Origin of the sequence: Streptomyces sp. G-G2 (genome assembly GCF_030063135.1) — a bacterium.
Classification (GTDB): Bacteria; Actinomycetota; Actinomycetes; order Streptomycetales; family Streptomycetaceae; genus Streptomyces.
Map to the genome: position 1 here is coordinate 58,478 of NZ_JASISO010000020.1, position 26,413 is coordinate 84,890.

Sequence of the window (26,413 nt, forward strand, 5' to 3'; positions counted from 1 at the left end):
ACCGTCCCGAGTGCCGTGCGCGGCGCCCGTGAAGAGGAGATCCCGAACGGGTCCCGAGGCCGGCCCGACACGCCGAAGGCCCCCGCCGCACGGGACGGCGGGGGCCTTCGGCGTGTCGCCGTGCGGACGGCACGACCCCGTGCCGCGTCAGGCAACGTTCGCCCCGTCGCTAGCGGCCGGTTTCCTTCTCGTAGGCGGACACGACCTCTTCGGTGGGTCCGTCCATGAGCAGCTCGCCGCGCTCCAGCCACAGGACGCGGTCGCAGGTGTCGCGGATCGACTTGTTGCTGTGGCTGACCAGGAAGACCGTACCGGCCTCCTTGCGCAGTTCGCGGATGCGCTCCTCGGAGCGGATCTGGAACTTCCGGTCACCGGTGGCGAGCGCCTCGTCGATCATCAGGACGTCGTGGTCCTTGGCCGCGGCGATGGAGAAACGCAGCCGGGCCGCCATACCGGAGGAGTACGTACGCATCGGGAGGGAGATGAAGTCGCCCTTTTCGTTGATGCCGGAGAAGTCGACGATCCCCGCGTAGCGCTCCTTGATCTCCTCGCGGGACATGCCCATCGCGAGGCCGCCGAGCATCACGTTGCGCTCGCCGGTCAGATCGTTCATCAGCGCCGCGTTCACGCCGAGCAGCGAGGGCTGCCCGTCGGTGTAGACCTTGCCGGACTCGCAGGGCAGCAGTCCCGCGATGGCCCGCAGCAGGGTGGACTTGCCGGAGCCGTTGGAGCCGATCAGGCCGATGGCCTCGCCGCGGTAGGCGGTGAAGGACACCCCGCGGACGGCGTGCACCTTGCGGACCCCGGACGAGGCGTCCTTGTTCTTGCCCCGGCGCAGTATTTTGCTGAGCGCGGCGGTCGCGCTGCCCTTGCCGCCGCCGGTGTTGACGCGGTAGACGATGTGGACCTCGTCCGCGATGACGGTGGGGACCTGCCCCATGGTGGTGTCAGCCACGGCCGTAACGCTCCTCGGACTTCCAGAAGTACACGAAGCCCACCAGGCCCACGACGACCGCCCAGCCGAGCGCGAAGCCCCACACGTGCGGCGGCAGCTTGGCGGCGCTGTAGTTGTCGATCAGGGCGTAGCGGATGAGGTCCATGTAGATGGCCGCCGGGTTCCACTGGAGCACGTCCGAGATCCAGTGGGGCTTGCTCTTGAGGAACGTCTCGATGGAGAACATCACGCCGGAGGTGTACATCCAGGTGCGCAGGATGAACGGCATGAGCTGCGCCAGGTCGGGGGTCTTGGAGCCCATCCGCGCGAAGATCAGCGCCAGTCCGGTGTTGAAGACGAACTGGAGCACCAGCGCCGGCACCACCAGCAGCCACGACAGCCGCGGGTAGTTCCCGAACCCGATGGTGATCACGACGACGACGATCATCGAGTACAGCAGCTGCTGGAGCTGCTGGAGCGAGAACGAGATCGGCAGCGAGGCCCGGGGGAAGTGCAGGGCCCGGACCAGGCCGAGGTTGCCGGAGATCGCCCGGACACCGGCCATCACCGAACTCTGGGTGAAGGTGAAGACGAAGATCCCGATGACCAGGAAGGGGATGTACTCCTTCAGGGTCATGCCCTTGGAGGCGCCGAGGATCACGCCGAAGATCAGCAGGTAGACGGCCGCGTTCAGCAGTGGGGTCGCCACCTGCCAGATCTGGCCGAGCTTCGCCTGGCTGTACTGGGCCATCAGCTTGGCCTGGGAGAAGGCCATGATGAAGTGGCGACGTCCCCAGAGCTGCCGGACGTACTCGCCGAGGCCGGGCCGGGCACCGCTCACGGACAGGCCGTACTTCTTGGCCAGTTCGGCGGCCGTCAGGCCTTCGTCGGCTGACGGCGGCCTGCTCGTGGCAAGGGCGCCGTCGTGGGTTGAGTCACTCACAAGTTGAAACTTTCGTCTTCAAGATGCGGCAGGGGGGCGGCGGGCCGGGGGGCACGAAACGCCAGAGATGGACCTTCATGCTCCCAGACCCGGGCTTGTCATCAGATGACGGGTGGTCGGCCGAGCCGGGTCAGGCGCCATACGGTCCGCCACCTCATGGGGTGGCGGGGACCGCACGGAGTGACCCAACCCTCCTTGAACCCGCCGAACCAGGCCTTCAGCGCGCTCGCCGAGGGGCGGCGCGCCAGGGTCAGCAGCAGCCAGACGCCGACGTAGACGGGAACGAGCGGGGCGGGCAGATTGCGCCGGGCCAGCCACACCCGGTTGCGGGCCACCATCCGGTGGTAGACCGCGTGCCGGGACGGGGCGGTCTTCGGGTGCAGCAGCACCATGTCGGCGCGGTAGTCGATCATCCAGCCCGCGTCGAGCGCGCGCCAGGCCAGGTCGGTCTCCTCGTGCGCGTAGAAGAACTCCCCGGGCAGCGGTCCGACCTGCTCGAACACCGTCGTCCGCACGGCGTTGGCGCCGCCCAGGAAGGTGGTCACGCGGGAGGAGCGCAGCGGGTCCGAGGCGCGCAGCCGGGGCACGTGCCTGCGCTGGGTCTCGCCGCTCTCCGGGTCGGTGATCCGGAAGCTGACGATCCCGAGCTGCGGGTCCTCGGCGAAGGCCTGGCGGCACAGCTGCGCGGTGTCGGTGCGCTCCAGCAGCCCGTCGTCGTCGAGGAAGAGCAGCGCGTCCACGTCGCTCCCGCCGGGGCCGAAGGCCTCGATGCCGACGTTGCGGCCGCCGGGGATGCCGAGGTTCTCGGGCAGGTCGACGGTGCGGACGCCCTCGGGCAGCCCGGTGACCTTCACGCCCTGGCCCACGACGACCACCTCTACGGGGTCGCCCTCCTGGCGGGCCACCGAGTCGATGAGCGCCTTCAGCTCGTCGGGCCGGTTGCCCATGGTGATGATCACGGCGCCGAGCCGCATCGACGCGGTCACTTGAGCCTGCTGGAGGCCAGGATCGACACCAGGTGCAGCACGGTCTGGAGGATCGCGACGCCCGCCAGTACGGCGACGCCGAGCCGGGAGAAGTACAGGTCGCCGCGGATCTGGTCCACGACGGCCAGCAGCAGGATGAGCAGCGAGGCCTCGATGCCGAGCACGAGGCGGTGGAACTTCAGCGCGGCGGCGGCCCGGCGGGCCAGGGCCATGCCGGACGAGCGCGGCTCGGCCGCGGCGTCCTTGACCACCGGCAGTCCGCCCTGGTGGCGGGCGACGCCGACCAGGTCGGTCTCGGCCTTGATCAGGATCGCGCCGAGCGCCGCGAGGGTGCCCAGGAAGGCCCACAGCCAGTCGATCCGGCCGCCGCCCCACAGGTCGGCGGCGCGCAGGCCGAAGCCGACGAGGACCGCCGCGTCGCACAGGTAGGCGCCGACGCGGTCCAGGTACACCCCGGAGAGCGAGAACTGCTTCTTCCAGCGGGCGACCTCCCCGTCGACGCAGTCCAGCAGGAGGTAGCCCTGGACCATGACCACGCCGAGGACGGCGCCCCAGACTCCCGGCACCAGCAGCGCGGGGAGGGCGAGGACACCGGCGAGGGTCATCACGTAGGTCAGCTGGTTCGGCGTGACCTTGGTGGTGACCAGGAGGCGGGTGATGCGCAGGGAGATCTCGCGCATGTAGAGGCGCCCGCCCCAGTGCTCGCCGCTGACCCGGTCCTTGACGCCCGCCGGGTGAACGACGGGCCGGAGTTCAGCTACGGATGGTCTCTGCATAGTCGGAGTAAGCGTCCCTGATCTCGGCGGCGGACAGGTTGAGGTGCTCCAGGATGGTGAAGCGTCCCGGGCGGGTCTGGGGTGCGTACTCGACGGCGGCGACGAACTCGTCCACGCTGAACCCGATCTCCTCGGGCAGCACGGGCAGGCCGTGGCGGCGCAGCACCTGGACGAAGAGCCCGGACTGCTCGGCCGCCCCGCGCAGGTGCATCGCGAAGGCCGCGCCGATGCCGACCTGCTCGCCGTGGAGCGCGGAGCGCCCCGGGTAGAGCAGGTCGAAGGCGTGGCTGATCTCGTGGCAGGCGCCGGAGGACGGGCGGGTGTCCCCGCTGATCGCCATGGCGATGCCGGACAGGACGAGGGACTCGGAGAAGACGGTGAGGAACTCGTCGTCGCCGCAGTCACCGGGGTGGCGCAGGACGGCCTCGCCGGCGGTGCGGGCCATCGCGGCGGCCAGACCGTCGACCGGCTCACCGTTGAGGCGGTGCGACAGTTCCCAGTCGGCGATCGCCGAGATGTTGGAGATCACGTCGCCGATGCCGGCGCGGACGAAACGCACCGGGGCTTCCTTGATCACGTCGAGGTCGATGACCATCGCGATCGGCATGGGGACGCCGTAGGAACCCCGGCCGTTGTCGTTGTCCAGGATGGACACCGGCGAGCAGATGCCGTCGTGCGAGAGGTTGGTGGCGACGGACACCATGGGCAGCCCGACCCGCGCCGCGGCGTACTTCGCCACGTCGATGATCTTGCCGCCGCCCAGGCCGACCACGGCGTCGTAACGACGGCCCTTTATGTCGTCGGCCAGCTTGACCGCGGAGTCGATGGTGCCGTCGACGACCGGGTACCAGTCGGCGTGCGGCAGTACGGGCTCCAGCTTGGCGCGCAGCACCTGGCCGGAGCCACCGCTGATCGCGATCGCGAGCTTGCCGGACGCGGAGACGCGCTGGTCGGCCAGGAGGCCGGCCAGGTCGTCCATCGCCCCGCAGCTGATGTCGACGACGACCGGCGAGGGGATGAGCCGTGTCAGTACAGGCATGCGATCGTCCGGCCCTTGGCGAGGTCGTCGTGGTTGTCGATCTCGACCCACTTGACGTCACCGATGGGGGCCACGTCGATCGTGAAACCGTCGTTGACGAGCTGCTGGTAGCCGTCCTCGTAGTAGAGGTCGGGGTCGCGCTCGAAGGTGGTCTTCAGGGCCTCGGCCAGCGCCTCGGCGGCCTCGGGCTCGATCAGGGTGACGCCGATGTACTCGCCGGTCGCGGTGGCCGGGTCCATCAGCTTGGTGATCCGCCGCACGCCTGCCCGGGAAGCACCGTCCTCGGCGGTGATGACCTTCATCTCCTCGTCGGCCAGGTGCTTGACCGTGTCGAGGGCGAGGATGATCTTCTGGCCCTGGCCGCGCGCGGCCAGCAGGGTCTTCTCGACGGAGACCGGGTGCACGGTGTCGCCGTTGGCGAGGATCACGCCCTGCTTGAGGACGTCGCGGGCGCACCACAGGGAGTAGGCGTTGTTCCACTCCTCGGCCTTGTCGTTGTCGATCAGCGTGATCTTGACGCCGTACTTGGCCTCCAGGGCCTCCCGACGCGCGTAGACGGCTTCCTTGCGGTAACCGACGACGATCGCGACCTCGGTGAGGCCGACCTCGGCGAAGTTGCCGAGGGTCAGGTCGAGGACGGTGATGCTCTCCTCGTCACCTTCGGGGCCGACGGGCACGAGGGCCTTGGGGAGGGTGTCGGTGTAGGGACGCAGGCGGCGTCCGGCACCGGCCGCGAGGACAAGGCCGATCATGCTGGTTCTCCTTCGTCATGTACGGCGGGTGCTCCCGAGGAGACCCAGAACCGGATGCTCTCCACGAGCACCACGAGTGCCACGAACACGGCCAGGGCCGTGAGCGCGACGGGGAAGTCCGTGGCGCGCTCCGCCAGGACGGCGGCCAGGACCGTGGTCAGCAGGACCCGGCCCTCGTGACCGCCCGTCGTCCGCACCAGCCAGTGCGGGGGCGCGCCGGTGCCGCCGCGGATGCGGTACACCGTGTCGTAGTGATGGTAGGCGACCGCCCCGACCAGTCCGAATGCCGCCGGGAGGGCCCCGGGGACGTCGGCCTTGGCCGCCAGGATCAGCACCGTGGTGTATTCGGCGGCCCGGAAGACGGGCGGGACGAGCCAGTCGAGGGCGCCCTTGAGGGGGCGGGCGACGGCCGCGCCGGCGAGGACGGCGTAGAAGACGGCCGCGACGACGGTCTGACGGGCGCCGAACCCGTACGCCCAGGCCGTCCACACCAGGGCGACCGAGCCGATCACGGCGGCGGCGATTCCGGCGCCGGGCGCCATCCGGCCCACGACCCGGCCCGCCAGCTCGGCGACCGGGCCCGAGTCGGCCAGGTCGGCGAGGGCCTGGGCGGCCCGGTCGGTCCGCTTCGCCCGGCGGGTCAGCGAGCGCAGGACCCGGCCCGCGGTGGTGTAGAGCGCGCCGAAGGCGCAGCCGATGAGCAGGGCGTAGAAGACGACGCGGGGGGTGGTGACGGCGGTCAGGACCGCGATCATGGCCCAGCGCTCGCCGATCGGCAGGATGATCATCCGGCGCACCCAGACCGTCCAGCCGACGCTGTCCAGCTTGTCCGACAGGGCGGCGGTGGGGCTCGTATTGGCGGTCGCGTCGTGGTTGGCCTCGTTGAAGGCGAAGTCCACGACGTGCCGGCAGGTCATCAGGATCATCGAGCCGAGGGCCAGGGCCCACACGTCGTCGCCGTCACGGGCCGCGCCGAGGGCGAGACCGGCGTAGAAGGAGTACTCCTTCGCCCGGTCGAAGGTGGCGTCGAGCCAGGCGCCGAGCGTCGAGTACTGGAGCGAGTAGCGGGCGAGCTGCCCGTCGGTGCAGTCCAGGACGAAGGAGACGAGGAGCAGCACGCCGGCGGCGACGTAGCCCCAGCGGTCCCCGGTCGCCGCGCAGCCCGCCGCGATCAGCGCGGTGACCAGCGAGGCGGTGGTGACCTGGTTCGGGGTCAGGCCGCGGCGGGCGCACCAGCGGGCGATGTAGCGCGAGTACGGGCTGATGAAGAAGGTGGTGAAGAAGCCGTCGCGGGACTTCACGGCGGTCCGCAGCCGTACGGCCTCGTCGTCCACGGCGGCCACGGCGGCGGCGGCCTCCTGACGCGCGCGGCCCTGGGCGGGCACGGCGGCGACGAGGGTGCCCAGCTCGGGGCGGTGCACCGGGGTGCCGTCGGTCTCGACGGCCGCGGCGAGCCGGTCGGCGTACGGAGCGGAGTCCGCTCCCGCGTCGGCGGCGACGGCCCGCGCGAGCGCGGAGCGGGCACCCGGCTGGACGGCGAGCGCCCCCGGGACCGCGCAGGCGTCGAAGCGCGGGTCGGTCAGGGCCAGGCGCAGGGCGTGCAGGTGACCGACGAATCCGCTGTCGACGATCGCGACCCGGCGGTCGGTGGGTACGGCGGCCAGCGCGGCGGCGGTGTGTGCCGGATCGGCCGCGGACCGCACGTCGAAGCCGAGCGACCGCAGCTCGTCCGCGAGCGCTGAGCCGGGGACCGGCTGGCCGGTGAGGATGGCGGTCGGCAGACGAACTCACTCCTTGCGACGTACACACGGGACGGCCGCCAGGTGGGGCGGCGGCACGTCGGCAGAGGCTATCGGATGAATGGAAGCGAGGATTCACCAGCCGTTGACGGCCCGACCATCCGATGGCCACCGGGCGCGCGGGCCCGTTCGGATCATCATTGACGATCGTGCCACGCACGCCAAACCGCTCCGGTGCCAGGGCCCGCGGGCGGGCTGGGGACGGGGCTGCGGACCGGGCTGGGGACCCGGCTGGGGACGGAACCGCGGACCGGGCCGCGGACCGCTGCCCGGCGCGCGTCAACACCGCGGGCACCGGGACCCCGCCTGTCGGGACGGCTCCCCCGGCCCCGGCGGCCTCCGGGGCGCCCGCGCCGCCGTGACGGCTCCAGTACCGGACGATCCGGCCCCTGTACCCATGGGGACCATCCGGTGCCCCGCTCGCCGCGGCGGCCGAACCGGGCCGGCCGGGCCGCCTCCCACCGCATACCACGCGACGGAGAGCGGCCCGGCGCAGATCACCGAAGTGGGGACAAGCCGCATTTGTGCGGCAGACTGAACGCCGAAGTCCGAAGCGAAGGATGGGTATGCCGACCACACCAGCCACCGCCGCGAACAGCGCGTCCACCGGCGCCGGCACTCAAGAACCGATCATGCTCGAACTGGTCGACGAGTCCGGTCATACCATCGGCACCGCCGAGAAGCTGGCCGCGCACCAGGCGCCCGGGCAGTTGCACCGCGCGTTTTCCGTGTTCCTCTTCGACGAGCAGGGTCGGCTGCTGCTCCAGCAGCGGGCACTGGGCAAGTACCACTCCCCCGGAGTCTGGTCGAACACCTGCTGCGGGCACCCCTACCCCGGGGAGTCCCCGTTCGCCGCTGCCGCCCGGCGCACTCACGAGGAGCTGGGCATCTCGCCCTCGCTGCTCGCGGAGGCCGGGACCGTGCGCTACAACCACCCGGACCCCGCGTCGGGGCTGGTCGAGCAGGAGTACAACCACCTGTTCGTGGGACTCGCTCAGGCCCGGCTGCGGCCGGACCCGGAGGAGGTCGGCGACACCGCCTTCGTCGCGGCGGACGAGCTGGTGAAGCGTCATGCCGAGGCGCCGTTCTCGGCGTGGTTCATGACCGTGCTGGACGCGGCGCGCCCGGCGATCCGCGAGCTGACCGGCGTGGCCGCGGGCTGGTAGCCGACCGGCGGGGCCGCGAGCGGGGGGCCGACCGGCGGGGTGTGGCCGGTGGCTCATGGCTCGTGGGCGGTGGGCCGCGGCTCCCCGCGCGGCACTCGTGCGCGTCGTTCACGACGCCCGTCCTCGTGCACGGCCGCCGCGAGCGGTCCGGCCGTACGCCGGTCAGCCCGTGGCGGCGGTGAGCGGCAGGGCGGCCCAGATGACCTTGCCGCCGGTCGAGGTGTGCTCGACGTCGCAGACCCCGCCCGCCTCGGCGGTGATCTCGCGGACCAGCAGCAGGCCGCGGCCGCCGGTCTGGCCGAAGTCGGCCTCCAGGGCCTTGGGCCGGTAGGGGTGGTTGTCCTCGACCGCCACCCGGACCCACTCGCGGCCGATCGCGACCTCCACCGCCACCTCCGGCGAGAGCAGGGCCGCGTGCCGTACCGAGTTGGTGACCAGCTCGGAGACGATCAGCAGCAGCGAGTAGACCAGGTCCTGATCGGCCGGTACGCCCTGGCGGCCGAGCAGGTCGCGGACCGCCCGGCGCGCCTGCGGAACGGATTCTTCTCTGGAGGGCGCGGTGAACCGCCACACCCCTTCGTATGCGAGGGGACCGGCCGGGTCGTCCGGCACGCTCCCCTCGGCTGGCGGGACACTCCCGCTGACGTCCATCTTCCGGCCCCCGTCTTCACGCTCGATCGTCTCCACGCGTCAAGAGTGGGGAGCGTGCTGGTCCGGACCGCGCCACTGACCAGAAGTCAGCGTCATTCAGACACTTTCTGACCGTTGGCTTATGACAGCGTCAGTTGTTCGACTGTTCCTGATCTTCCGTGGCGCGCTTCGCGGCCGTCTCCCCCGCACCGCCCGCCACGCCCGGCTCCGGCACCGGCCCCGTCCCGCCCGTGTCGTCCCTGACCAGCCCCAGGATCCGGCGCGCGCCCAGGCCCAGTGCCACCAGGCTCAGGCCGTCGAACAGCAGGGCGAGCGAGAAGAACGTTCCGATCACGTACTGACTGCTGCCCGGCCAGCGCCACAGCACCAGCACGCCCAGCAGCACCCCGAAGGCACCCTGGACCAGGGTCAGCAGGAAGTTCGCGCCCCGCACCACCAGTGCGCCCGCCAGCCGGAACACCCCACCGGTCAGGAAGAGCAGCGCGGCGAACATGGTGAGCGCCTCCGCGCTCGCCTCCGGGCGGCGCAGGATCACGAAACCGGCCGCGATGTTGATCGCCGCGACGATCACCGCGAGCCAGAAGTAGTTGCTCTTGCGGGACTGCACCGCCTGGAGCAGTCCGACGAGGCCGCCGACCAGCAGTAGCCAGCCGAAGAGGAACATCGAGGTCAGCGTCGCGAACCCGGTGTAGATCAGGCCGACCAGCCCGGCCAGGACGAGGATCACCCCGAAGAAGGCCAGCACTCCGAAACTGCGGGTGAGCTTCTCCTTGCCCTGCTGCTCCCGTCCGTGCTCGTCGATCCGGCTTGTTCGGTCTGCGGCCATGGATGCGCCTCCTCGTCGGCACCCCCCGGCTTCCCCCGGACTCCCTTGATCATAGGTTTGCCCAGCCGGGATAGCATCCGGCGCATGGACGCGCAGCTACTGCACACCGTCACGGACGGGGTCGCCACGGTCGTCATCTCGCACCCCGCCAAGCGCAACGCCATGACCGCCGCGATGTGGCGGGCGCTGCCCGGGCTGCTGGACGCTCTCGCGGCCGATCCGGGGGTGCGGACGCTGGTGCTGACCGGGGCCGGGGCGACCTTCTGCGCGGGCGCCGACATCTCCTCGCTCCGGGCGCCCATGGGCGGCGGCGCCGGTACGGACGCCACCGGAGACACCGGTACCGACGCGGGCGGGGACGCGGGCGGCGAGCGCCTCCTCGGCCCGGACGACCCGCAGAGCCTGGCCGTCCGGGCCGAGGAGGCGCTCGCCGCCTTCCCCAAGCCGACCCTGGCCGCGATCCGCGGGTTCTGCGTGGGCGGGGGCAGCCAGCTGGCCGCCGCCTGCGATCTGCGGTTCGCCGAGGAGGGGGCCTCCTTCGGGGTGACCCCGGCCAAGCTGGGCATCGTCTACCCGGCCTCCTCGACCCGGCGACTGACCGCCCTGGTCGGCCCGTCGGCCGCCAAGTACCTCTTGTTCTCCGGCGAGTTGATCGATGCCGAGCGGGCCCTGCGTACCGGCCTGCTGGACGAGCTGCTGCCCGCCGGCCAACTGGACAAGCGGGTGGCCGAGTTCACCAGGATCCTGGCCGCACGCTCGCAGCTCACGCAGGCCGCGGCGAAGGAATTCGCGGACGGGCGCACCGACCGCGACGCCCACTGGGCCGCGCAGGCGCGCGCCAGCGGCGACACCGCCGAGGGGGTCGCCGCCTTCCTGGAGCGCCGTACGCCGTCCTTCACCTGGACGGCGGGCGGGGCTACTTGAGGAAGAACCGGCTCTTCTCCCGCAACTCCCGCACGAGGTCGGCGGGCGCCTTCTCGGGAGAGCCCGCGTCGTAGGGCGGCTGGGGGTCGTACTCGGTCAGCAGCTGGACGGACTGGGCCAGCCGGTCGCCGCCGATCCGGCCCAGCAGGGTCAGGCCCATGTCGATGCCGGAGGACACCCCGGCGGCGGTCACGTACTTGCCGTCGGTGACGACCCGCTCGCCGGTGGGCTCCGCGCCGTAGGCCCGGAGCTGGTCGAGGGCCAGCCAGTGGCTGGTGGCCCGGCGGCCCCGGAGCAGTCCGGCGGCGGCCAGCAGCAGCGAGCCGGTGCACACGGAGGTGGTCCACTGCGTGGTGGCGTCGGCGGTGCGCAGCCATTCCAGCAGGACCTCGTTCTCCATCTGGGCGCTCTGCCCGGGACCGCCGGGCACCAGCAGGATGTCCGGGTGCGGCACATCGGCCGGCGAGCGGTCCGCCACGAGCGTGAGCTGCCCCGAGTCGTTGCGTACGGGCCCCGGGCGTTCGGCGACGAAGACGGTCTCGGCGCCGGGGAGACGGCCGAGGGTGTCGAAGGGGCCGACTGCGTCGAGGGCGGTGAAACGGTCGAAGAGCAGGATCGCGATCTGCACGGGGTTCCCTCCGGGAACGGGTGAGGAGCCGAACGGGTGGCGCGGGCTCCGGGGCGGGTCAGGAAGCGCCGAAGCGGCGCCGGTACTCGGCGGGCGGCTGGCCCAGGGTCTTGACGAAGGCGCGGCGCAGCGCCTCCGGGGTGCCGTAGCCGCAGGCCCGGGCGATCTGGGCGACGCCCTCGGAGGTGTCCTCCAGCAGCCGCCGGGCGTGCTCGACCCGCACCCGTTCGACGTACCGGCCGGGGGTCACCCCGGTCTCGGCCTGGAACGCGCGGGCGAAGTGCCGCGGGGAGAGCCGGGCGCGGGCGGCGAGCGCCTCGACGGTCAGTTCGGCGCCGGGGTGCTCGCTGATCCAGTGCTGTACCTCCCGCAGCGGTTCGCGCCGCGCCGTCTGGGCGGCGAGCTGGGCGCTGAACTGGGCCTGGTTGCCCGGTCGGCGCAGGTAGACCACCAGGTGGCGGGCGATGTCGAGGGCGAGGTCCCGACCGTGGTCCTCCTCCACCAGGGCGAGCGCGAGGTCGATCCCGGCGGTGACCCCGGCCGAGGTCGACACGTATCCGTCGCGGACGTAGATGGGGTCGGGTTCGACCCGCACCGCCGGGTAGTCCCGGGCCATGCCCGCGCAGGCGTACCAGTGGCTGGTGGCGCGGCGGCCGTCCAGCAGCCCCGCCTCGGCGAGCAGCAGCGCGCCCGTGCAGACGGCCACGAGCCGCCCGCAGGCCGGTCCGCGCTCGCGCAGCCAGTCGGTGAGCCGGGGCTCGAAGTCCCCACGGTATCGGCCTCCGGGTACGAGCACCGTGGTGCCCGGGCCGGGTACCGCGCCCTCCAGCGGGCCGTCCGGGACCAGGGTCAGCCCGCTGCTGGTGCGGACGGCCGCGCCCCCCGGGGAGACCGTGCGGATCCGGTAGCCGTCGCGGCCCGGGTAGCGGCCGACCCCGGCGAAGACCTCGACGGGCCCGGTGACGTCCAGGCTCTGGACTCCGTCGTAGAGCAGGACCAGCAGGTCACGCGGGGGCTCGGTCGGCATGGATCCATGGTGGTGGCCCCCGCGGGGTGTCCGCAATGCCGGGCCTCCCACCTTTCCTGCCACGAGCCGTTCGGGCGGGCCGGGAGCGGCCGATAGGATCGACGGATCATGACTGCAACCCTCGTCGCCAAGGAACTCGCCGCCGGGCACGGCGCGCGCTCGCTCTTCACCGGTCTCGACCTGGTCGTCGCCCCCGGTGACGTCATCGGCCTCGTCGGCGTCAACGGCGCGGGCAAGTCGACGCTGCTGCGCCTGCTCGCCGGGATCGACACGCCGGAGACCGGTGAGCTGCGGCTCTCCCCGCCCACCGCCAGCGTCGGCCACCTGCCGCAGGAGCCGGACCGCCGCCCCGGGGAGTCGGTCCGGGAGTTCCTTTCCCGCCGGACCGGGGTCTCCGCCGCGCAGACCGAGCTGGACGAGGCCACCCAGGGCCTGGTGGACGGGGTCGCGGGCGCGGACGACGCGTACGCGACGGCGCTGGACCGCTGGCTGGACCTGGGCGGGGCCGACCTGGACGAGCGGGCGCAGGAGATCGCGGACGACCTCGGGCTCGCCGTCGGCCTCGACCTGCCGATGACCGCGCTCTCGGGCGGCCAGGCCGCCCGCGCGGGCCTGGCCTCGCTGCTGCTGTCGCGCTACGACATCTTCCTGCTCGACGAGCCGACCAACGACCTCGACCTGGAGGGACTGGAGCGGCTGGAGGCCTTCGTGAAGGGGCTGCGCGCGGGCACGGTGGTGATCAGCCACGACCGCGAGTTCCTGGCCCGTACGGTCACCAAGGTTCTCGAACTCGACCTGGCCCAGCAGGAGATCAACCTCTACGGCGGCGGTTACGACGCCTATCTGGAGGAGCGCGAGCGAGCCCGTACGCACGCCCGCGAGGAGTTCGACGAGTACGCCGACAAGCGCTCGGCCCTGGAGGGGCGCGCGCAGATGCAGCGCGGCTGGATGGACAAGGGCGTCAAGAACGCCCGGCGCAAGGCGACCGACAACGACAAGATCGGCAAGAAGTTCCGCAGCGAGGCCAGCGAGAAGCAGGCCTCGAAGGCGCGCCAGACGCAGCGGGCCATCGAGCGCCTGGACGTGGTCGACGAACCGCGCAAGGAGTGGGAGCTCCGCATGGAGATCGCGGCGGCGCCGCGCTCCGGCTCGGTGGTCGCGACCCTGCGCGAAGCGACCGTGCGGCGCGGGGATTTCAGCTTCGGACCGGCCAGCCTCCAGCTGGACTGGGCGGACCGGGTGGCGATCACCGGGGCCAACGGCGCCGGGAAGTCCACCCTGTTGGCGGTGCTGCTCGGGCGGCTGGCCCCCGACTCCGGTGCGGCCACTCTGGGTTCGGGCGTGCTGGTGGGCGAGGTGGACCAGGCGCGCGGGCTGTTCCTCGGCGAGGAGCCGCTGCTGGAGGCCTTCTGCGCGGCGGTCCCCGACACCGAGCCCGCGGAAGTCCGTACCCTGCTCGCCAAGTTCGGCCTGAAGGCGGCGCACGTGCTGCGCCCCGCGGGCACCCTGTCCCCCGGCGAGCGGACCCGGGCGGCGCTGGCGCTGCTCCAGGGCCGCGGGGTGAACCTGCTGGTCCTGGACGAGCCGACGAACCACCTCGACCTGCCGGCGATCGAGCAGTTGGAGTCGGCGCTGGAGGCGTACGAGGGCACCCTGCTGCTGGTGACCCACGACCGGCGGATGCTGGACGCGGTCCAGGTCACCCGCCGCCTGCGGGTCGCCGACGGCAAGGTGACCGAGGAGTAGACCCGCCCGCCCCGGGCCAGCGCGCGTCCGCCAGCGCGCGTCCGCCAGCGCGCGTCCGCCAGCGCGCGTCCGCCAGCGCGCGTCCGCTAGCGCGCGTCCGCCGGGGGCATCCGCTTGCGGGCCATCTTCGCGGCCACCAGGGTGCGCGGGAGGTGGCGGACGGCCAGGGCGTAGGTCCGGTAGTGGCGGCCGGTGATGCTCAGCGGGCGGCGCCGGGCCAGGTCGCGCAGGGCCTGGGCCACCACCGCCTCCGGCTCCAGCCAGACCGCGTCGGACAGCGCGCTGACGTCCATGCCCGCGCGCTCCTGGAACTCGGTACGGGTGAAGCCCGGGACCACCGCCAGCACCCGGACCCCGTACGGGGCCAGGTCCACCCGCAGCGATTCGCTGAAGGCGGTGATCCAGGCCTTGGCCGCGCCGTAGGTGCCGGTGGGCAGCAGACCGGCGACGGAGGACACGTTCAGCACGGCCCCGCGGCGCCGTTCGCGCAGCCCCGGGACCACCGCGTGGGTCAGCCGCAGCGGCACCTTGACCAGTAGGTCGAGCATCCGCTCCTCGTCCTCGACCGGGCTGTAGGGGAAGGGGGCGGGCAGCCCGAAGCCCGCGTTGTTGACCAGCACGTCCACCGGCCGGGCCGGGTCGGCGAGCCGCTCCTCGACGGCCGCGCACCGCTCCGGGTCGAGCAGGTCGGCGGGCAGTACCTCGGCTGCGACGCCGAACTCGCGGGCGAGGTCCTCCGCGAGGACGCCGAGGCGGTCCTTGTCGCGGGCGACGAGGACAAGGTCGCAGCCCTTGGCGGCGAAGCCCCGGGCGAAGGCGGCGCCGAGCCCGGCGCTGGCTCCGGTGATCAGGACGGTGGTGCGGGTACGGCTGGTGCTCACGTGCGGGGTCACTTTCCGGCTGGTTCGGGGGTGAAGGTCCGGGTCGCGGCGGACCCGTAGGCCTGGGCGACCTCGACGAGGAAGGTCTTCTCGTCCTCCAGGTCGCAGCCCTCGACGGTGTCCGCCCGGCCGTGGACCGACGAGGGGACGTACAGGGGTTCGACCCCGTCCTGCGGACGCCCGGCCAGCCCGTCCAGCTTGGCCTGCCGGGCCTCCTTGAGTACGCACGCCAGCGCGGCCGCGCCGTGCCGGGGAGCCGGGACACCCGCGCCGCAGACGTGGCTGCGGGCCAGCTCCGGGACGCCCGGGGCGACGTACTCGTTCAGGACCAGGATCGCGTCCCGGGTCTCGATGACCTTGCGGTAGACCAGCAGGTCGCGCGGGACCGGCGGCCACAGCAGCTCCACCACCCGCCCGGCGCGCGGCTTCGTCAGCACCACGTGCGGCACCGCCTCCACCAGGTCGCGCCACAGCGGCCACAGCCGCCAGGCGGTGCCGATGTCCGAGGCGGTGCGGCGCAGTCCGAACACCACCGGTACCAGCAGGGCGACGGCGCGCAGCAGCCCGTGCAGGTTCATCAGCAGCGCCAGCCAGGGCATCGCGGCGGTGCTGCCGAACAGCAGCTTGAGGAGGTAGATGAACCAGAAGATCCCGGCGAGGGCGGTGCCGAGGCCGAACAGGCGCAGCCCGGCGGCCAGTCCGCGGCTGTCGGTGCGCAGGCTGTAGCGCCAGCAGACGTACACGCAGGCCGTGTTGGCCAGCAGGTGCGCCGAGATGAGCACGAGCCAGTAGCCGAGGGAGGGCACCGGGTCGCCGTGGGGCGGGATGGTGTGGGTGCCGTGGCCGGGGGCCGCGAGGTCGAGGAGGACCAGGGCGCTCAGCAGCCCCACGGTGGCGATGGAGGCGGTACGCCGCAGCCCGCGGCCGTGGGTGGTCGCGGCGGCCACGAAGTAGAGGACGGCGCCCGCGGAGAAGACCCCGATGAGGTTGCGCACCAGTCCGACGGTGTGGGAGTAGGCGGGGTCGCGCATGGCGTACGTGACCACGTCGGGCAGGTTAAGGGTCATCGCGGCGGCGGCGCTGGCCACGGCGAACAGCAGCCCGCGCTGCTGCGGTGAGCGGACGGCGGCCGGGGCGCGGAGCAGGACGGCGGCCCACAGGCAGACCACGCTCGGGACGGCCAGGGAGTTCCCGAAGGCGGCCACGTCAGCCGCCATGCTGCACCGGCCGGTACCCCATGGCGGACTCCAGGCGCGCCAGTGTCCCGGCGGCTTCCGCGACCGGGGGCAGGCCCGCGCTCGTCCGGATCAGGCTGGCCAGCATCTCGGCCTCCTGCTCCTGGCGGGTGGTGTAGTTGGTGCGCCCGAGGATGACGGGCACTCCGGCGGATCCCGAGGGTCCGGTTTCGGCACCTTCGAGGGAGTTGTGGCCGAAGAGGATGTGGCCGAGTTCGTGCAGGACGATGTGCTCGCGGTGCAGCGGGGAGGTCTGGGCCTCGTAGAAGACGTAATCCACGCTGACGGTGCCCACCCACAGTCCGCACACGCCGGATTCGGCGGCTTCCTTGGGCAGCGGGTGCAGCCGGATCGGGCGGCCGCGCTGGTCGGCGATCCGCCCGCAGAGGGCGTCGAGGGAAAACGGGTGCGGCAAGTCCAAGCGGCCGAGAATCGTCTCGCAGCGCTTGCGCAGGCTGAGTTGCCGGTATGGCATGTGCTCCCTCTTCGGACCCTTTCCCGGGCAGCGTCGATAGGCAGGGGCTGATATGGGCATGACGTCCTGAGGGGGGTCAGGGAAGCCCGTCCGCCGAGTGACGAACGGGCGTTCCCACATGCCTACAGATCGCGTGCCGTGGTTGGCAAGGTGTGCCCCCGGGCAAGGGGGTTATTCGGCCACTTCTTCCTGACCTGCCTCGGGGCGCGCTACCTGGCCTTTCCTCGCACGGAACGCCGTCCCGCGGATCGGCCCCGGCGCGGGCCGCGGCCGCCGCCGGGATCCGCCGGGATCCGCCGGGGACGCGCCGCGCGTCAGCGGCCCCGGCGTGCTCCGACCGCCGGGGATCCGCCGCGCGTCAGCGGCCCCGGCGCCCCTCGGGGGCGGTCAGGCCGGCGCGGCGCAGGGCGTCGGCCATGGCGCTGTTGGCGGGCGCCGGGGCGCCGCGGCCCGCGCTCTGGCCGCCGCCGGAGCCGCTGGGTCCGCCCGAGCCGCCCTTGGCGCCGGATCCGCCGCGGGCGCCGCGCGCTCCGCGGTCGCCGCCGTTGCCGCCGTTGCCGGTGCCGCCGCTGTTGCCACCGCCGCCACCGCCGCCGTTGCCGGCCGCCGCCTTGGCACCGCCCTGGCCGCCGCCGGGCGCGCCGGTGCCGGAGCCGGAGCCGCGCTGCTGCGGGGGCCGGCCGCCGGAGCGCCGTTCACCGCGCTCGGCCCGTTCGCCGCGGTCCTGGCGGGGCCGGGGGGCGCCCGCCGGACGGTCCGCGTCGGCCTCGTCGTCCAGCCGCAGGGTCAGCGAGATCCGCTTGCGCGGGATGTCCACGTCCATGACCTTGACCCGGACGATGTCCCCGGGCTTGACCACGTCACGCGGGTCCTTGACGTAGTTCTTCGACAGCGCGGAGACGTGCGCGAGCCCGTCCTGGTGGACGCCGATGTCGATGAACGCCCCGAACGCGGCCACGTTGGTGACCACGCCCTCCAGGATCATCCCGGGGGCCAGGTCGCCGATCTTCTCCACGCCCTCCTTGAAGGTGGCCGTCTTGAAGGCGGGGCGCGGGTCGCGGCCCGGCTTCTCCAACTCGCGCAGGATGTCCGAGACGGTCGGCAGGCCGAAGGCCTCGGTGACGAAGTTCTCGGGGCGCAGGGAGCGCAGTACGGTCGTGTTGCCGATCAGCGCGGCGACCTCACCGCCCGCCGTCTTGCCCATGGCCCGGACCACCGGGTAGGCCTCGGGGTGGACGCTGGAGGAGTCCAGCGGGTCCTCCCCGTCGCGGATCCGCAGGAAGCCCGCGCACTGCTCGTACGCCTTGGGGCCGAGCCTGGCCACGGCCTTGAGCGCCTTGCGGCTGCGGAAGGGGCCGTTGGCGTCGCGGTGGGCGACGATGTTCTCGGCGAGGCCGCCGCTGATGCCGGAGACCCGGGAGAGCAGCGGCGCGGAGGCGGTGTTGACGTCCACGCCGACGCCGTTCACGCAGTCCTCGACGACCGCGTCGAGGGAGCGCGAGAGCTTCACCTCGGACAGGTCGTGCTGGTACTGGCCGACGCCGATCGACTTGGGGTCGATCTTGACGAGTTCGGCGAGCGGGTCCTGGAGGCGGCGGGCGATGGAGACGGCGCCGCGCAACGTCACGTCCATGTCCGGGAGTTCCTGCGAGGCGAAGGCCGAGGCCGAGTACACGGAGGCGCCCGCCTCGGAGACCATCACCTTGGTGAGGTTCAGTTCGGGGTGGCGGGTGATGAGGTCGGCCGCCAGCTTGTCGGTCTCGCGCGAGGCGGTGCCGTTGCCGATGGCGATCAGGTCGACCGCGTGGTCCTTGGCGAGCCGGGCGAGCTTGGCGAGGGACTCGTCCCACTTGTTCGCGGGGACGTGCGGGTAGATCACCTCGGTCGCCACGACCTTGCCGGTGGCGTCCACGACGGCGACCTTCACGCCGGTGCGGAAGCCCGGGTCCAGGCCCAGCGTGGCGCGGGTCCCGGCGGGCGCGGCGAGCAGCAGGTCGCGCAGGTTCGAGGCGAAGACGCGGACCGCCTCGTCCTCGGCGGCCTGGCGCAGCCGGGTGCGCAGGTCGAGACCCAGGTGCACCTGGATCTTCGTGCGCCAGGCCCAGCGGACGGTGTCGGTGAGCCACTTGTCGCCGGGACGGCCGCGATCGCCCACTCCGAAACGGCGGGCGATCATGCCCTCGTACGTGGAGGGGCCGGGGGTCTCGCCCGCTTCCTCCGGCTCCAGGGTGAGGTCGAGGACGTCCTCCTTCTCGCCGCGCAGCATGGCCAGCACGCGGTGCGAGGGCAGTGCGGTGAGGGGCTCGGTGAAGTCGAAGTAGTCGGCGAACTTGGCGCCCTCCTCCTCCTTGCCGTCGCGGACCTTGGCGGCCATCCGGCCGCGGGTCCACACCCGCTCGCGCAGTTCGCCGATCAGGTCGGCGTCCTCGGCGAACCGCTCGGTGAGGATGGCGCGGGCGCCCTCCAGGGCGGCGGCCGGGTCGGCGACCCCCTTGTCCGGGTCGACGAACGCGGCGGCCGCGGCGGCCGGTTCCGCCGAGGGGTCGGTGAGCAGCCCCTCGGCGAGCGGCGCCAGACCGGCCTCGCGGGCGATCTGCGCCTTGGTGCGACGCTTGGGCTTGAAGGGCAGGTAGATGTCCTCCAGCCTGGCCTTGGTGTCGGCCGCGTTGATCATGGCCGTCAGCGCGTCGTCGAGCTTGCCCTGTTCGCGTACGGACTCCAGGATCGCGGCGCGGCGGTCCTCCAGTTCGCGCAAGTACCGCAGCCGCTCCTCCAGGGTGCGCAGCTGGGCGTCGTCGAGCAGCTCGGTCGCTTCCTTGCGGTAGCGCGCGATGAACGGCACGGTGGAGCCGCCGTCGAGCAGCTCGACGGCGGCCTTGACCTGCCGCTCCCGTACGCCGAGTTCCTCGGCGATCCTGCCTTCGATGGACATCGTCACGTTCCGGTCCCGCCTTCGTCTGCACTGCACTGGAAGCTGCCAAGTGTGTCAGGTGGCGGTATCGGAGGCCGGGAACCCTGCCGATCGGTCCCGCGGCCGTCCCGCTGCCGTCCGGCGGCGGTCCGGCGGGAGCGGGCGGCGGGAGCGGGCGGGCGGGCCGTGCCGGGAGGGGTCAGCCCTTGCCCGTGAGGTCGGCGGGGAAGGCCCCGGCGGCGATCACCCGGGCGACGAAGCCGCCGCCCAGTTCGTGCAGGCGGGCCAGCCCGGCGGCGCCGAGGTGCTCGTACGGGGCCGCGTCGAGCCGGTCGGTATCGGCCTCCAGCCGCGCGCGCAGGGCCGTCCCGGCCTCGGTCAGTTCGGCGCCGGCGTCCAGCAGGCCGCGCTCGCGCAGCCGGTCGGCGGCCGCCGTCAGGTCGTCCTGGCTCCAGCCGCGGGTGGCCAGGAGCCACTTCGAGGTCATGCCGCGACCGGTGGCGTTGTGGCTGACCAGGGCTTCGACCGGGTCGAGCCCGGCGATGAGCAGGGCGGTGAGGTGGCCGTCGCCGCGGTGTTCGCGCAGCAGGGTGGTGGCGTGCCACAGGCGCAGGTGGGGGGCTTCGGGCACGGGGAGGTCGGCGTGCGCGGAGTAGAGGGTCCGGCCGGGCCGGGCGCAGGCCTCGGTGGCGCGCATCGCGAGGTCCGCGGCCTCGGCCAGCTCCGGGGAGGCCAGCGCCTCGGCGCCCAGCAGCCGGGTGAGGGTGGCGTCGACGGCGCGCAGCCGGGCGTCGAGCACCTGCTCGGGGGCGGCCTTCTGCCAGACGGCGGGGAAGAACCGGGCGAGGTGCGCGTGGCTGTAGCTGTAGAAGGCGGCGACTACGGTGCCGGGGCCGACGGCTCCCATGGCGGCGCTGCGGCTGCTCAGGGCGGCGGCCGGGCCCTCGATGCCGAGGAGGCCCAGCTCGGTCCGCAGATCCGGCGAGAAGTAGATGGTGGAGTGCATCGGGTTGATCGCCGCGTGCCAACAGCGGCGGGCGGCGAGGGGAGGAAGGGTCGAGAACGTCATGCCCGGCACCCTACCGACCGATTGGTATGCACAACAGCCCCGCCCCGACCCTGCGGGATCCGGCCGTTCTTGCCCGGCCCATCGGCCCGGACAACGCTGGCCAGGGCCGGTCCGGCCGCGATGGTGTGACGTCCGAATGGCGATCGTGTGACAGCGGGGACCATGGACATGACGTGGGGCGCAGGGGTGAATACGGTCGTAAGACCAAGATCTGATCCGACGTGAACACGACTGCCTCCCCTATCCCTTGGAGTCCTCAGTGCACCGCAAAGTCATCGCCCCGAGCGTGCTCGCCGCCTCCCTGCTGCTGGTGATCCCGGCATCGGCCGCGAGTTCCGTTCCGGGTGCCCCGGGTATCGGCGATCCCTACTACCCGGCCAGCGGCAACGGCGGATACGACGTCTCGCACTACGACTTGAGGCTCCAGTACCAGCCGAAGACCGACCTCCTGGAAGGTACGGCCACCCTGCTGGCCACCGCCAAGCAGGACCTCTCCCGTTTCAACCTGGACTTCGGCCTCCAGGTGAGCGAGATCCGGGTCAACGGCGTCAAGGCGAAGTTCGCCACGTCCGGCACGCAGGAGCTGGAGGTGACCCCCGCCACCGCGCTCCAGAAGAACAAGCAGGCCACGGTGGTCGTCAAGTACGCGGGCAAGCCGTCGGAGTTCAAGGTCGACGGCTGGTCCGCCTGGCAGCGCACCCCCGACGGCGGGGTGGCGGCCCAGGAGCCCGACTCGGCCATCTGGTGGTTCCCCAGCAACGACCACCCGCTCGACAAGGCGACCTTCGACGTCTCCGTCAACGTCCCGGACGGCACCCAGGCCATCAGCAACGGCGTTCTCCAGTCGCAGAGTTCGAAGCTCGGCTGGACCCGCTACAACTGGCGCTCCAACAAGCCGCAGGCCACCTACCTGGCCACGCTCGCCATCGGCAAGTTCGACATCACCACCGACAAGACCGCGAGCGGCCTGCCGGTCCTCAACGCCTACAGCGCGGACCTCGGCGACAACGCGGGCGCCGCGCGCGCCAGCATCGAGCGGACCACCGAGGTCGCCGAGTGGCTGGAAGGGGTCTTCGGACCGTACCCGTTCAACGCGCTGGGCGGTTACGTACCCAACGTACCCAGCGGCTTCGCGCTGGAGACCCAGACCCGCCCGTTCTACAGCCCGCGCCAGTTCGCCTCCGGGGCCAACGTCTCGGTCGTCGTGCACGAGCTGGCCCACCAGTGGTACGGCGACAGCGTGTCCGTCGACGGCTGGAAGGACATCTGGATCAACGAGGGCTTCGCCCGCTACAGCCAGTGGCTGTGGTCGGAGAAGGAGGGCGAGGGCACCGCCCAGGAGCTGGCCGACTGGACCTACGCCACGCGTCCCGCCGAGGACCCGTTCTGGCAGGTCAAGCCCGGTGACCCGGGGGCGGACAAGCAGTTCGACGCCGCCGTCTACGACCGGGGCGCGATCGCCATCCAGGCGCTGCGCAACGAGGTCGGCGACGAGAAGTTCTTCAAGATCCTCAAGGGCTGGCCGACCGAGCACGCCTACGGCAACGCCAAGGTGAACGACTTCGTCCGCTACGCCGAGCGCGTGTCGGGCAAGCCGCTGGCCGATCTCTTCGAGACCTGGCTCTACACCCCGGGCAAGCCCGCCTTCAGCGCTCCGAAGGCCGGGGCGTCCGCCAAGGGCCGTTCAGTCGCCGCCGCTCCGGCCGCGCCGCTGACGGAGCCCAAGTCCTGGAAGAAGATCGCCGCGACGAACACGGTCCACGACCACGAGCACGGCCACTGACCCGGCACCTCTCGCGCGCCGTCGCCCCGAACGGGCAGCGGCGCGCCGCCGTGCCGGAGCGCCTCGCCGCCGGGCCCGTCGTGCGACCGGGCCCAGCGGCGCTCCGGCGGCGCGAGAAGTCCCCGCCCCCGTCGGAAAGTCTTGTCCTGGGTGTTACCCAGAGGTAACTGCAGATGATGTGATGGCGCAGCCGATCTTCCCCCGCAGGAATGATGGAGTCCTCATGCTGCTCAGCACGAACCGTCGCACCAAGGCCGCCGCCACGGCCGTCGGTGCGCTCGCGGCCGCCGCGCTCGCCGTCACGTCCGCCCCGGCCGCGTCGGCCACCGAGTCCGGCGCCGCCACCGCGCCCCGGCTCAACGTCCTGACGTACAACACGTTCATGATGAGCACCAGCCTGTACCCCAACTGGGGCCAGGACATCCGATCCCGCGAGATCCCGAAGGCCTCCTTCTTCCAGGGCCACGACGTGGTCGTGCTCCAGGAGGCCTTCGACAACAGCACCTCGGACGCGCTGAAGGCCAACGCGGCCGCGCAGTACCCGTACCAGACGCCGGTGGTGGGTCGCGGCAAGGACGGCTGGGACGCCACGGGCGGCGCCTACTCCTCCACCACCCCGGAGGACGGCGGGGTCATGATCCTCAGCAAGTGGCCGGTCGTGCGCAAGGAGCAGTACGTCTACAAGGACGCGTGCGGCTCCGACTGGTGGTCCAACAAGGGCTTCGCGTACGTGGTCCTGAACGTGAACGGCGCCAAGGTGCACGTGGTGGGCACGCACGCGCAGTCCACCGACTCGGGCTGCAAGGCGGGCGAGGCGGCCCAGATGCGCAGCCGCCAGTTCAAGAACATCGACGCCTTCCTGGACGCCAAGAACATCCCGGCGGGCGAACAGGTCATCGTGGCGGGCGACATGAACGTCGACTCCCGCAGTGCGGAGTACGCCTCCATGCTCGCGGACGCGGACCTCGCGGGCGCCGACGCGCGCACGGGGCACCCGTACTCCTTCGACACCGCCGCCAACTCGATAGCGAACTACCGCTATCCGACGGATCCGCGCGAGGACCTCGACTACGTCCTGTACCGCAAGGGCAACGCCCGACCGGCGAACTGGAACAACAACGTGGTCAAGGAGCAGGCGGCGCCTTGGACGGTCTCCAGCTGGGGCACCTCCTACACCTACACGAACCTCTCCGACCACTACCCCGTTGTGGGGTATGCAGCCCCGTAGCCGAGCGCGTTGACGGACTGGTGTGGGCCCTCGGCTCGGGCTCGGTACGACCTGCTGCTCAGGGGCTCACACCGGCACCACCCGCACTCGCTTCTGCGCGCGGATCCCGACCCGCCGGATCAGCGAGCAAGGCATCAGCCGCTTCGACTGCACGCTGATGAGCTCCCGCTCTCCCAGTAGGCCGCGGGCAGCAAAGCGCCCCCGTAGGCGAGAGGGGGGCGCTTCCGTGCGCTCTGGAATCAGTTCAACGGGATCGCCTGGTGCGCGGCCACGATGACGTCGATGCGGTGCGCAAGGTCGAAGTCGGCGCGGGTGAGGACGTGGCCGGCGTCGTGCGTGGTGATAGCGGCGCGCAAGGTGTCGATGCGGAGGTCGAGGTCGGCATGGTGCTGGATGCGCCGGGACCGGTCCGCGATCGTCACGATGGCGGCCACCGCCGCGTGATAACGGATGTCGTAGGTACGGATGATCTCGTCGCCGTCCCGGATCCAGCCCGGCAGCTCCGCCAAAGCGGCTGCGATCTCCTCATCGGTCAGTGGCTCTGGCACTCCCACGTCATACCCCCTCGGTGACGGGCGCCAGGATCTCGGCAAGATCCCGGCCTACCGGGGCATCCTGCCACGGCCTCATCGCCCGCTCCAGGGTCCCCAGTTCCCGAAGCATCCTGGCAGAACCGGTCTCCGCGGCGATTTCGGCCGCCACACGGGCGATCTCTACGGCCTGCTCCGGCTCGCGGGCCCCGGCCGCCGCCGTGGCGTGCCGCGCGAGGTACACACCGCGATCCCGACGGGCGGTCGCGGGCACCGCGTCGAGGACCTGCGACCACAATGACGCTGCCTCCCGGCCGAGCCCGAGACGGCCGTAGCAGGTGGCACGCTGCACCTCCAGGTAGCCGGGCGTACGCCGACAGGCGTTACCCCAGGGGAGGTCGTCGTCGACGCGGGTGATGAGCCCGCCCGCGGCGTCAATGAGCCGGTCAACGGCGGTTCGGTCGCCGGTCAGGCTGGCGCCGTGGGCCTGCTGTTGCATCGCCATGATCTGCACCTTGGGGAGGACTCGCTCGTCGTCGAGGGCTGCCTCGCACAGCTCGATGACGCCGTGCCCGTCGCCAAGGTCAGTGCGGACCTGCGCAAGGTTGACGAGGGAGTAGCCGACGAGGTGCGGGTCCCGGGAGCGGGACGCGATCTCCTGCGTTATGCCCCTCCAGAACGCGGCGGCGCCGAGGTCGCCGGCATCCTGGTAGAGCCAGCCGACGAGCGCGGCGTAGGCAGCGCCGACGCGGAGGAGCCCGCGCCGGGTCTCGCCCTTCGCGGAGCGGATGAGCTTGTCGATGAGCTGGTACTGGGCGGACACGGTTCCGATGAGGTCATGCGGACCGAGCATCATGTCCGCGCGGTAGTGGCCTTCGAGCTGCTGCTGGAAGTAGTCGATGAGCGCGGGGTCGACGTGCTGTTTGGCGACGGGGCCGGGCAGCAACGCGGCTGCGGTGACGTTGACGAAGGTGCGGCGCTTCATGTCGTCCTCTTGAGGGGCTTCGGGTCTCAGCCAGCCGGCGGGCGCCCGGAAGCCGAGGTCTTCGGGCCACCGGCCGAGTGCGTCGTGCAGCACGGTCGCAGTCTCTTCCGACGGCCAACCGGGGCTGGTGCCTTCCCAGCGACGCCAAGTACGCGCGGAGACCCCGTACGAACGGTCGTCAAGAAATCGTTGTCCGTGAGCGCTGAGTGTCGCTGCCGCGGCGTCCATGCTGCGCCAGCCCGCGCGGAGCCGTGCGGCTCGGAGCGCGTCATTGCGGGGGCTCATGAGCCCAGTCTGAGGTGTCATCGCCTGTTTCCCCGGCCATGGCCGCGACGTGGCCACGCATGGCCACGCGATGGCCTATCCGCCCATAAGCGTGCTCGCCCATCATCCATCTACGAGCAGCTCACTCGCTGCCAAACAAGGAGGGAGCACCGCCATGGAAGTTTGCGAGAGCGTGCCCGACGGTGGCTTCGGCCACGTCGACCACCCGCTCCTCCACCAGCGGGTCCGCGACCCGCACACGGAGGGCGAGGGAAAGCTGATGGCCGTGCTCCGAGAGGCCGTTGGCCTCGTACGGGACCGTCAGACGTACACCCGCACCGCATACATCCGGGGCGCCGACGGCCGCGAGTTCACCGCGGCCCCGGACACCCTGGAGCGGGCGTGAACCGCGAGGACCAGATCGCCCGCGCCGTGGCCTACGTCCTCGCGCACACCGAGCAGCCCCCCGAGGGCCCGGTCGCGGCCGACTGGGCGTCGTACCTCGCCGGAGCGGGCAGCCTGGTCGCGCACGGCGTACGGCTCTTCCACTCCCGGGCCGAGGGCCACCGCGCCCCGAGCACGGACCAGGCGCTCGCCGCCTGGGACGCCGCGGTCCGCCTCGGCCCGGCCACCGATCCGTGGACCAAGGCCGTCGCCCTCGCGTACGCGCTCCAAGACCTGCTCCGCGAAGAGGACGAACGCCACGCCCGGCGCCGCGCACGACAGGAGCAGCCCCGGTGAACGAGTGGCCGCGTCAACTCGCCTACGTCCTCATCGTGCTCGGCATCCTCGCCGCCATCGTCCTCGGCGCCCACTGACCCCCGCTCCGGCCGCCATCTTCCAGGACCACGGCCG

General features: G+C 72.1%; 25 protein-coding genes. 7 read left to right on the forward strand and 18 right to left on the reverse strand.

The window, feature by feature from the left end:
- Nucleotides 1-169: 169 nt before the first annotated feature.
- The 7 genes from QMF80_RS17675 to QMF80_RS17705 all read right to left on the reverse strand — a co-directional run bounded on the left by QMF80_RS17675 (nucleotide 170) and on the right by QMF80_RS17705 (nucleotide 7,211).
- On the reverse strand, nucleotides 170-940 hold the full coding sequence (locus QMF80_RS17675) for an ABC transporter ATP-binding protein (protein ID WP_283454470.1): 771 nt from the start codon (nucleotides 938-940) through the stop codon (nucleotides 170-172).
- Nucleotides 941-947: 7 nt separating this feature from the next.
- A complete protein-coding gene (locus tag QMF80_RS17680; RefSeq protein WP_283454334.1) occupies nucleotides 948-1,877 on the reverse strand; it encodes an ABC transporter permease in 930 nt (309 codons plus the stop codon).
- 101 nt (nucleotides 1,878-1,978) lie between these two features.
- Nucleotides 1,979-2,851: a glycosyltransferase family 2 protein gene (locus QMF80_RS17685; RefSeq protein ID WP_283454472.1), complete on the reverse strand. Its 873-nt coding sequence runs from the start codon at nucleotides 2,849-2,851 to the stop codon at nucleotides 1,979-1,981.
- 8 nt (nucleotides 2,852-2,859) lie between these two features.
- Nucleotides 2,860-3,639: a CDP-alcohol phosphatidyltransferase family protein gene (locus QMF80_RS17690; protein WP_283454336.1), complete on the reverse strand. Its 780-nt coding sequence runs from the start codon at nucleotides 3,637-3,639 to the stop codon at nucleotides 2,860-2,862.
- Nucleotides 3,617-4,678, reverse strand: coding sequence for an iron-containing alcohol dehydrogenase family protein (locus tag QMF80_RS17695; RefSeq protein ID WP_283454338.1), 1,062 nt, complete (start codon nucleotides 4,676-4,678; stop codon nucleotides 3,617-3,619). The genes QMF80_RS17690 and QMF80_RS17695 overlap by 23 nt, the downstream gene beginning before the upstream one ends.
- On the reverse strand, nucleotides 4,666-5,430 hold the full coding sequence (locus tag QMF80_RS17700) for a phosphocholine cytidylyltransferase family protein (RefSeq protein ID WP_283454341.1): 765 nt from the start codon (nucleotides 5,428-5,430) through the stop codon (nucleotides 4,666-4,668). Before QMF80_RS17700 ends, QMF80_RS17695 begins: the two co-directional genes overlap by 13 nt.
- Nucleotides 5,427-7,211, reverse strand: coding sequence for a DUF5941 domain-containing protein (locus QMF80_RS17705; protein WP_283454474.1), 1,785 nt, complete (start codon nucleotides 7,209-7,211; stop codon nucleotides 5,427-5,429). The genes QMF80_RS17700 and QMF80_RS17705 overlap by 4 nt, the downstream gene beginning before the upstream one ends.
- Before the next feature lie 584 nt (nucleotides 7,212-7,795).
- On the opposite strand from QMF80_RS17705, the gene idi reads away from it, so the two are divergent.
- Complete coding sequence (gene idi / locus QMF80_RS17710; RefSeq protein WP_283454342.1) at nucleotides 7,796-8,395, forward strand: isopentenyl-diphosphate Delta-isomerase; 600 nt, start codon at nucleotides 7,796-7,798, stop codon at nucleotides 8,393-8,395.
- Between the two features lie 162 nt (nucleotides 8,396-8,557).
- On the opposite strand, the gene QMF80_RS17715 is transcribed toward idi, so the two are convergent.
- Together QMF80_RS17715 and QMF80_RS17720 are read right to left on the reverse strand one after the other, a co-directional pair.
- Nucleotides 8,558-9,082: an ATP-binding protein gene (locus tag QMF80_RS17715; RefSeq protein WP_283454344.1), complete on the reverse strand. Its 525-nt coding sequence runs from the start codon at nucleotides 9,080-9,082 to the stop codon at nucleotides 8,558-8,560.
- A gap of 94 nt (nucleotides 9,083-9,176) precedes the next feature.
- The gene (locus QMF80_RS17720; RefSeq protein WP_283454345.1) at nucleotides 9,177-9,872 is read right to left on the reverse strand and encodes an HdeD family acid-resistance protein; all 696 of its coding nucleotides are present in this window, start codon (nucleotides 9,870-9,872) and stop codon (nucleotides 9,177-9,179) included.
- A gap of 84 nt (nucleotides 9,873-9,956) precedes the next feature.
- Here QMF80_RS17720 and QMF80_RS17725 point away from each other — a divergent pair, with 84 nt between their 5' ends.
- Nucleotides 9,957-10,796: an enoyl-CoA hydratase/isomerase family protein gene (locus QMF80_RS17725; RefSeq protein ID WP_283454347.1), complete on the forward strand. Its 840-nt coding sequence runs from the start codon at nucleotides 9,957-9,959 to the stop codon at nucleotides 10,794-10,796.
- Here QMF80_RS17725 and QMF80_RS17730 read toward each other — a convergent pair.
- On the reverse strand, nucleotides 10,789-11,424 hold the full coding sequence (locus QMF80_RS17730) for a DJ-1/PfpI family protein (RefSeq protein ID WP_283454348.1): 636 nt from the start codon (nucleotides 11,422-11,424) through the stop codon (nucleotides 10,789-10,791). The genes QMF80_RS17725 and QMF80_RS17730 overlap by 8 nt on opposite strands.
- Before the next feature lie 58 nt (nucleotides 11,425-11,482).
- Nucleotides 11,483-12,451: a GlxA family transcriptional regulator gene (locus QMF80_RS17735; RefSeq protein WP_283454351.1), complete on the reverse strand. Its 969-nt coding sequence runs from the start codon at nucleotides 12,449-12,451 to the stop codon at nucleotides 11,483-11,485.
- A gap of 108 nt (nucleotides 12,452-12,559) precedes the next feature.
- Here QMF80_RS17735 and QMF80_RS17740 point away from each other — a divergent pair, with 108 nt between their 5' ends.
- Nucleotides 12,560-14,197, forward strand: coding sequence for an ABC-F family ATP-binding cassette domain-containing protein (locus QMF80_RS17740; RefSeq protein ID WP_283454353.1), 1,638 nt, complete (start codon nucleotides 12,560-12,562; stop codon nucleotides 14,195-14,197).
- A gap of 86 nt (nucleotides 14,198-14,283) precedes the next feature.
- Here QMF80_RS17740 and QMF80_RS17745 read toward each other — a convergent pair whose 3' ends face one another.
- From QMF80_RS17745 to QMF80_RS17765, 5 genes are all read right to left on the reverse strand, one after another.
- A complete protein-coding gene (locus tag QMF80_RS17745; RefSeq protein ID WP_283454354.1) occupies nucleotides 14,284-15,078 on the reverse strand; it encodes an SDR family NAD(P)-dependent oxidoreductase in 795 nt (264 codons plus the stop codon).
- Between the two features lie 8 nt (nucleotides 15,079-15,086).
- Nucleotides 15,087-16,295 (reverse strand): MAB_1171c family putative transporter, encoded by a 1,209-nt coding sequence (locus QMF80_RS17750; protein WP_283454356.1) that lies wholly within the window; start codon nucleotides 16,293-16,295, stop codon nucleotides 15,087-15,089.
- Nucleotides 16,285-16,788 (reverse strand): hypothetical protein, encoded by a 504-nt coding sequence (locus QMF80_RS17755; protein WP_283454358.1) that lies wholly within the window; start codon nucleotides 16,786-16,788, stop codon nucleotides 16,285-16,287. The genes QMF80_RS17750 and QMF80_RS17755 overlap by 11 nt, the downstream gene beginning before the upstream one ends.
- A gap of 358 nt (nucleotides 16,789-17,146) precedes the next feature.
- Nucleotides 17,147-19,726 carry a Tex family protein gene (locus QMF80_RS17760; protein WP_283454360.1) on the reverse strand — a complete coding sequence of 860 codons (2,580 nt, stop codon included), beginning with the start codon at nucleotides 19,724-19,726 and terminating at the stop codon, nucleotides 17,147-17,149.
- Nucleotides 19,727-19,898: 172 nt separating this feature from the next.
- Nucleotides 19,899-20,768: an SCO6745 family protein gene (locus QMF80_RS17765; RefSeq protein WP_283454362.1), complete on the reverse strand. Its 870-nt coding sequence runs from the start codon at nucleotides 20,766-20,768 to the stop codon at nucleotides 19,899-19,901.
- Between the two features lie 259 nt (nucleotides 20,769-21,027).
- On the opposite strand from QMF80_RS17765, the gene QMF80_RS17770 reads away from it, so the two are divergent.
- Together QMF80_RS17770 and sph are read left to right on the forward strand one after the other, a co-directional pair.
- Complete coding sequence (locus QMF80_RS17770; RefSeq protein WP_283454364.1) at nucleotides 21,028-22,551, forward strand: M1 family metallopeptidase; 1,524 nt, start codon at nucleotides 21,028-21,030, stop codon at nucleotides 22,549-22,551.
- A 223-nt stretch (nucleotides 22,552-22,774) separates the two neighbouring features.
- On the forward strand, nucleotides 22,775-23,779 hold the full coding sequence (gene sph / locus QMF80_RS17775; protein ID WP_283454366.1) for a sphingomyelin phosphodiesterase: 1,005 nt from the start codon (nucleotides 22,775-22,777) through the stop codon (nucleotides 23,777-23,779).
- Between the two features lie 239 nt (nucleotides 23,780-24,018).
- On the opposite strand, the gene QMF80_RS17780 is transcribed toward sph, so the two are convergent.
- Nucleotides 24,019-24,327 carry a 4a-hydroxytetrahydrobiopterin dehydratase gene (locus QMF80_RS17780; protein WP_502962873.1) on the reverse strand — a complete coding sequence of 103 codons (309 nt, stop codon included), beginning with the start codon at nucleotides 24,325-24,327 and terminating at the stop codon, nucleotides 24,019-24,021.
- 7 nt (nucleotides 24,328-24,334) lie between these two features.
- Nucleotides 24,335-25,600, reverse strand: a complete 1,266-nt coding sequence (locus tag QMF80_RS17785; protein ID WP_502962874.1) for an NsdA family TPR-like regulatory protein — start codon at nucleotides 25,598-25,600, stop codon at nucleotides 24,335-24,337.
- 133 nt (nucleotides 25,601-25,733) lie between these two features.
- Here QMF80_RS17785 and QMF80_RS17790 point away from each other — a divergent pair, with 133 nt between their 5' ends.
- Both QMF80_RS17790 and QMF80_RS17795 read left to right on the forward strand, forming a co-directional pair.
- Nucleotides 25,734-25,964: a hypothetical protein gene (locus QMF80_RS17790; RefSeq protein ID WP_283454371.1), complete on the forward strand. Its 231-nt coding sequence runs from the start codon at nucleotides 25,734-25,736 to the stop codon at nucleotides 25,962-25,964.
- Nucleotides 25,961-26,299 carry a hypothetical protein gene (locus QMF80_RS17795; RefSeq protein ID WP_283454373.1) on the forward strand — a complete coding sequence of 113 codons (339 nt, stop codon included), beginning with the start codon at nucleotides 25,961-25,963 and terminating at the stop codon, nucleotides 26,297-26,299. The genes QMF80_RS17790 and QMF80_RS17795 overlap by 4 nt, the downstream gene beginning before the upstream one ends.
- Nucleotides 26,300-26,413 lie beyond the last annotated feature (114 nt).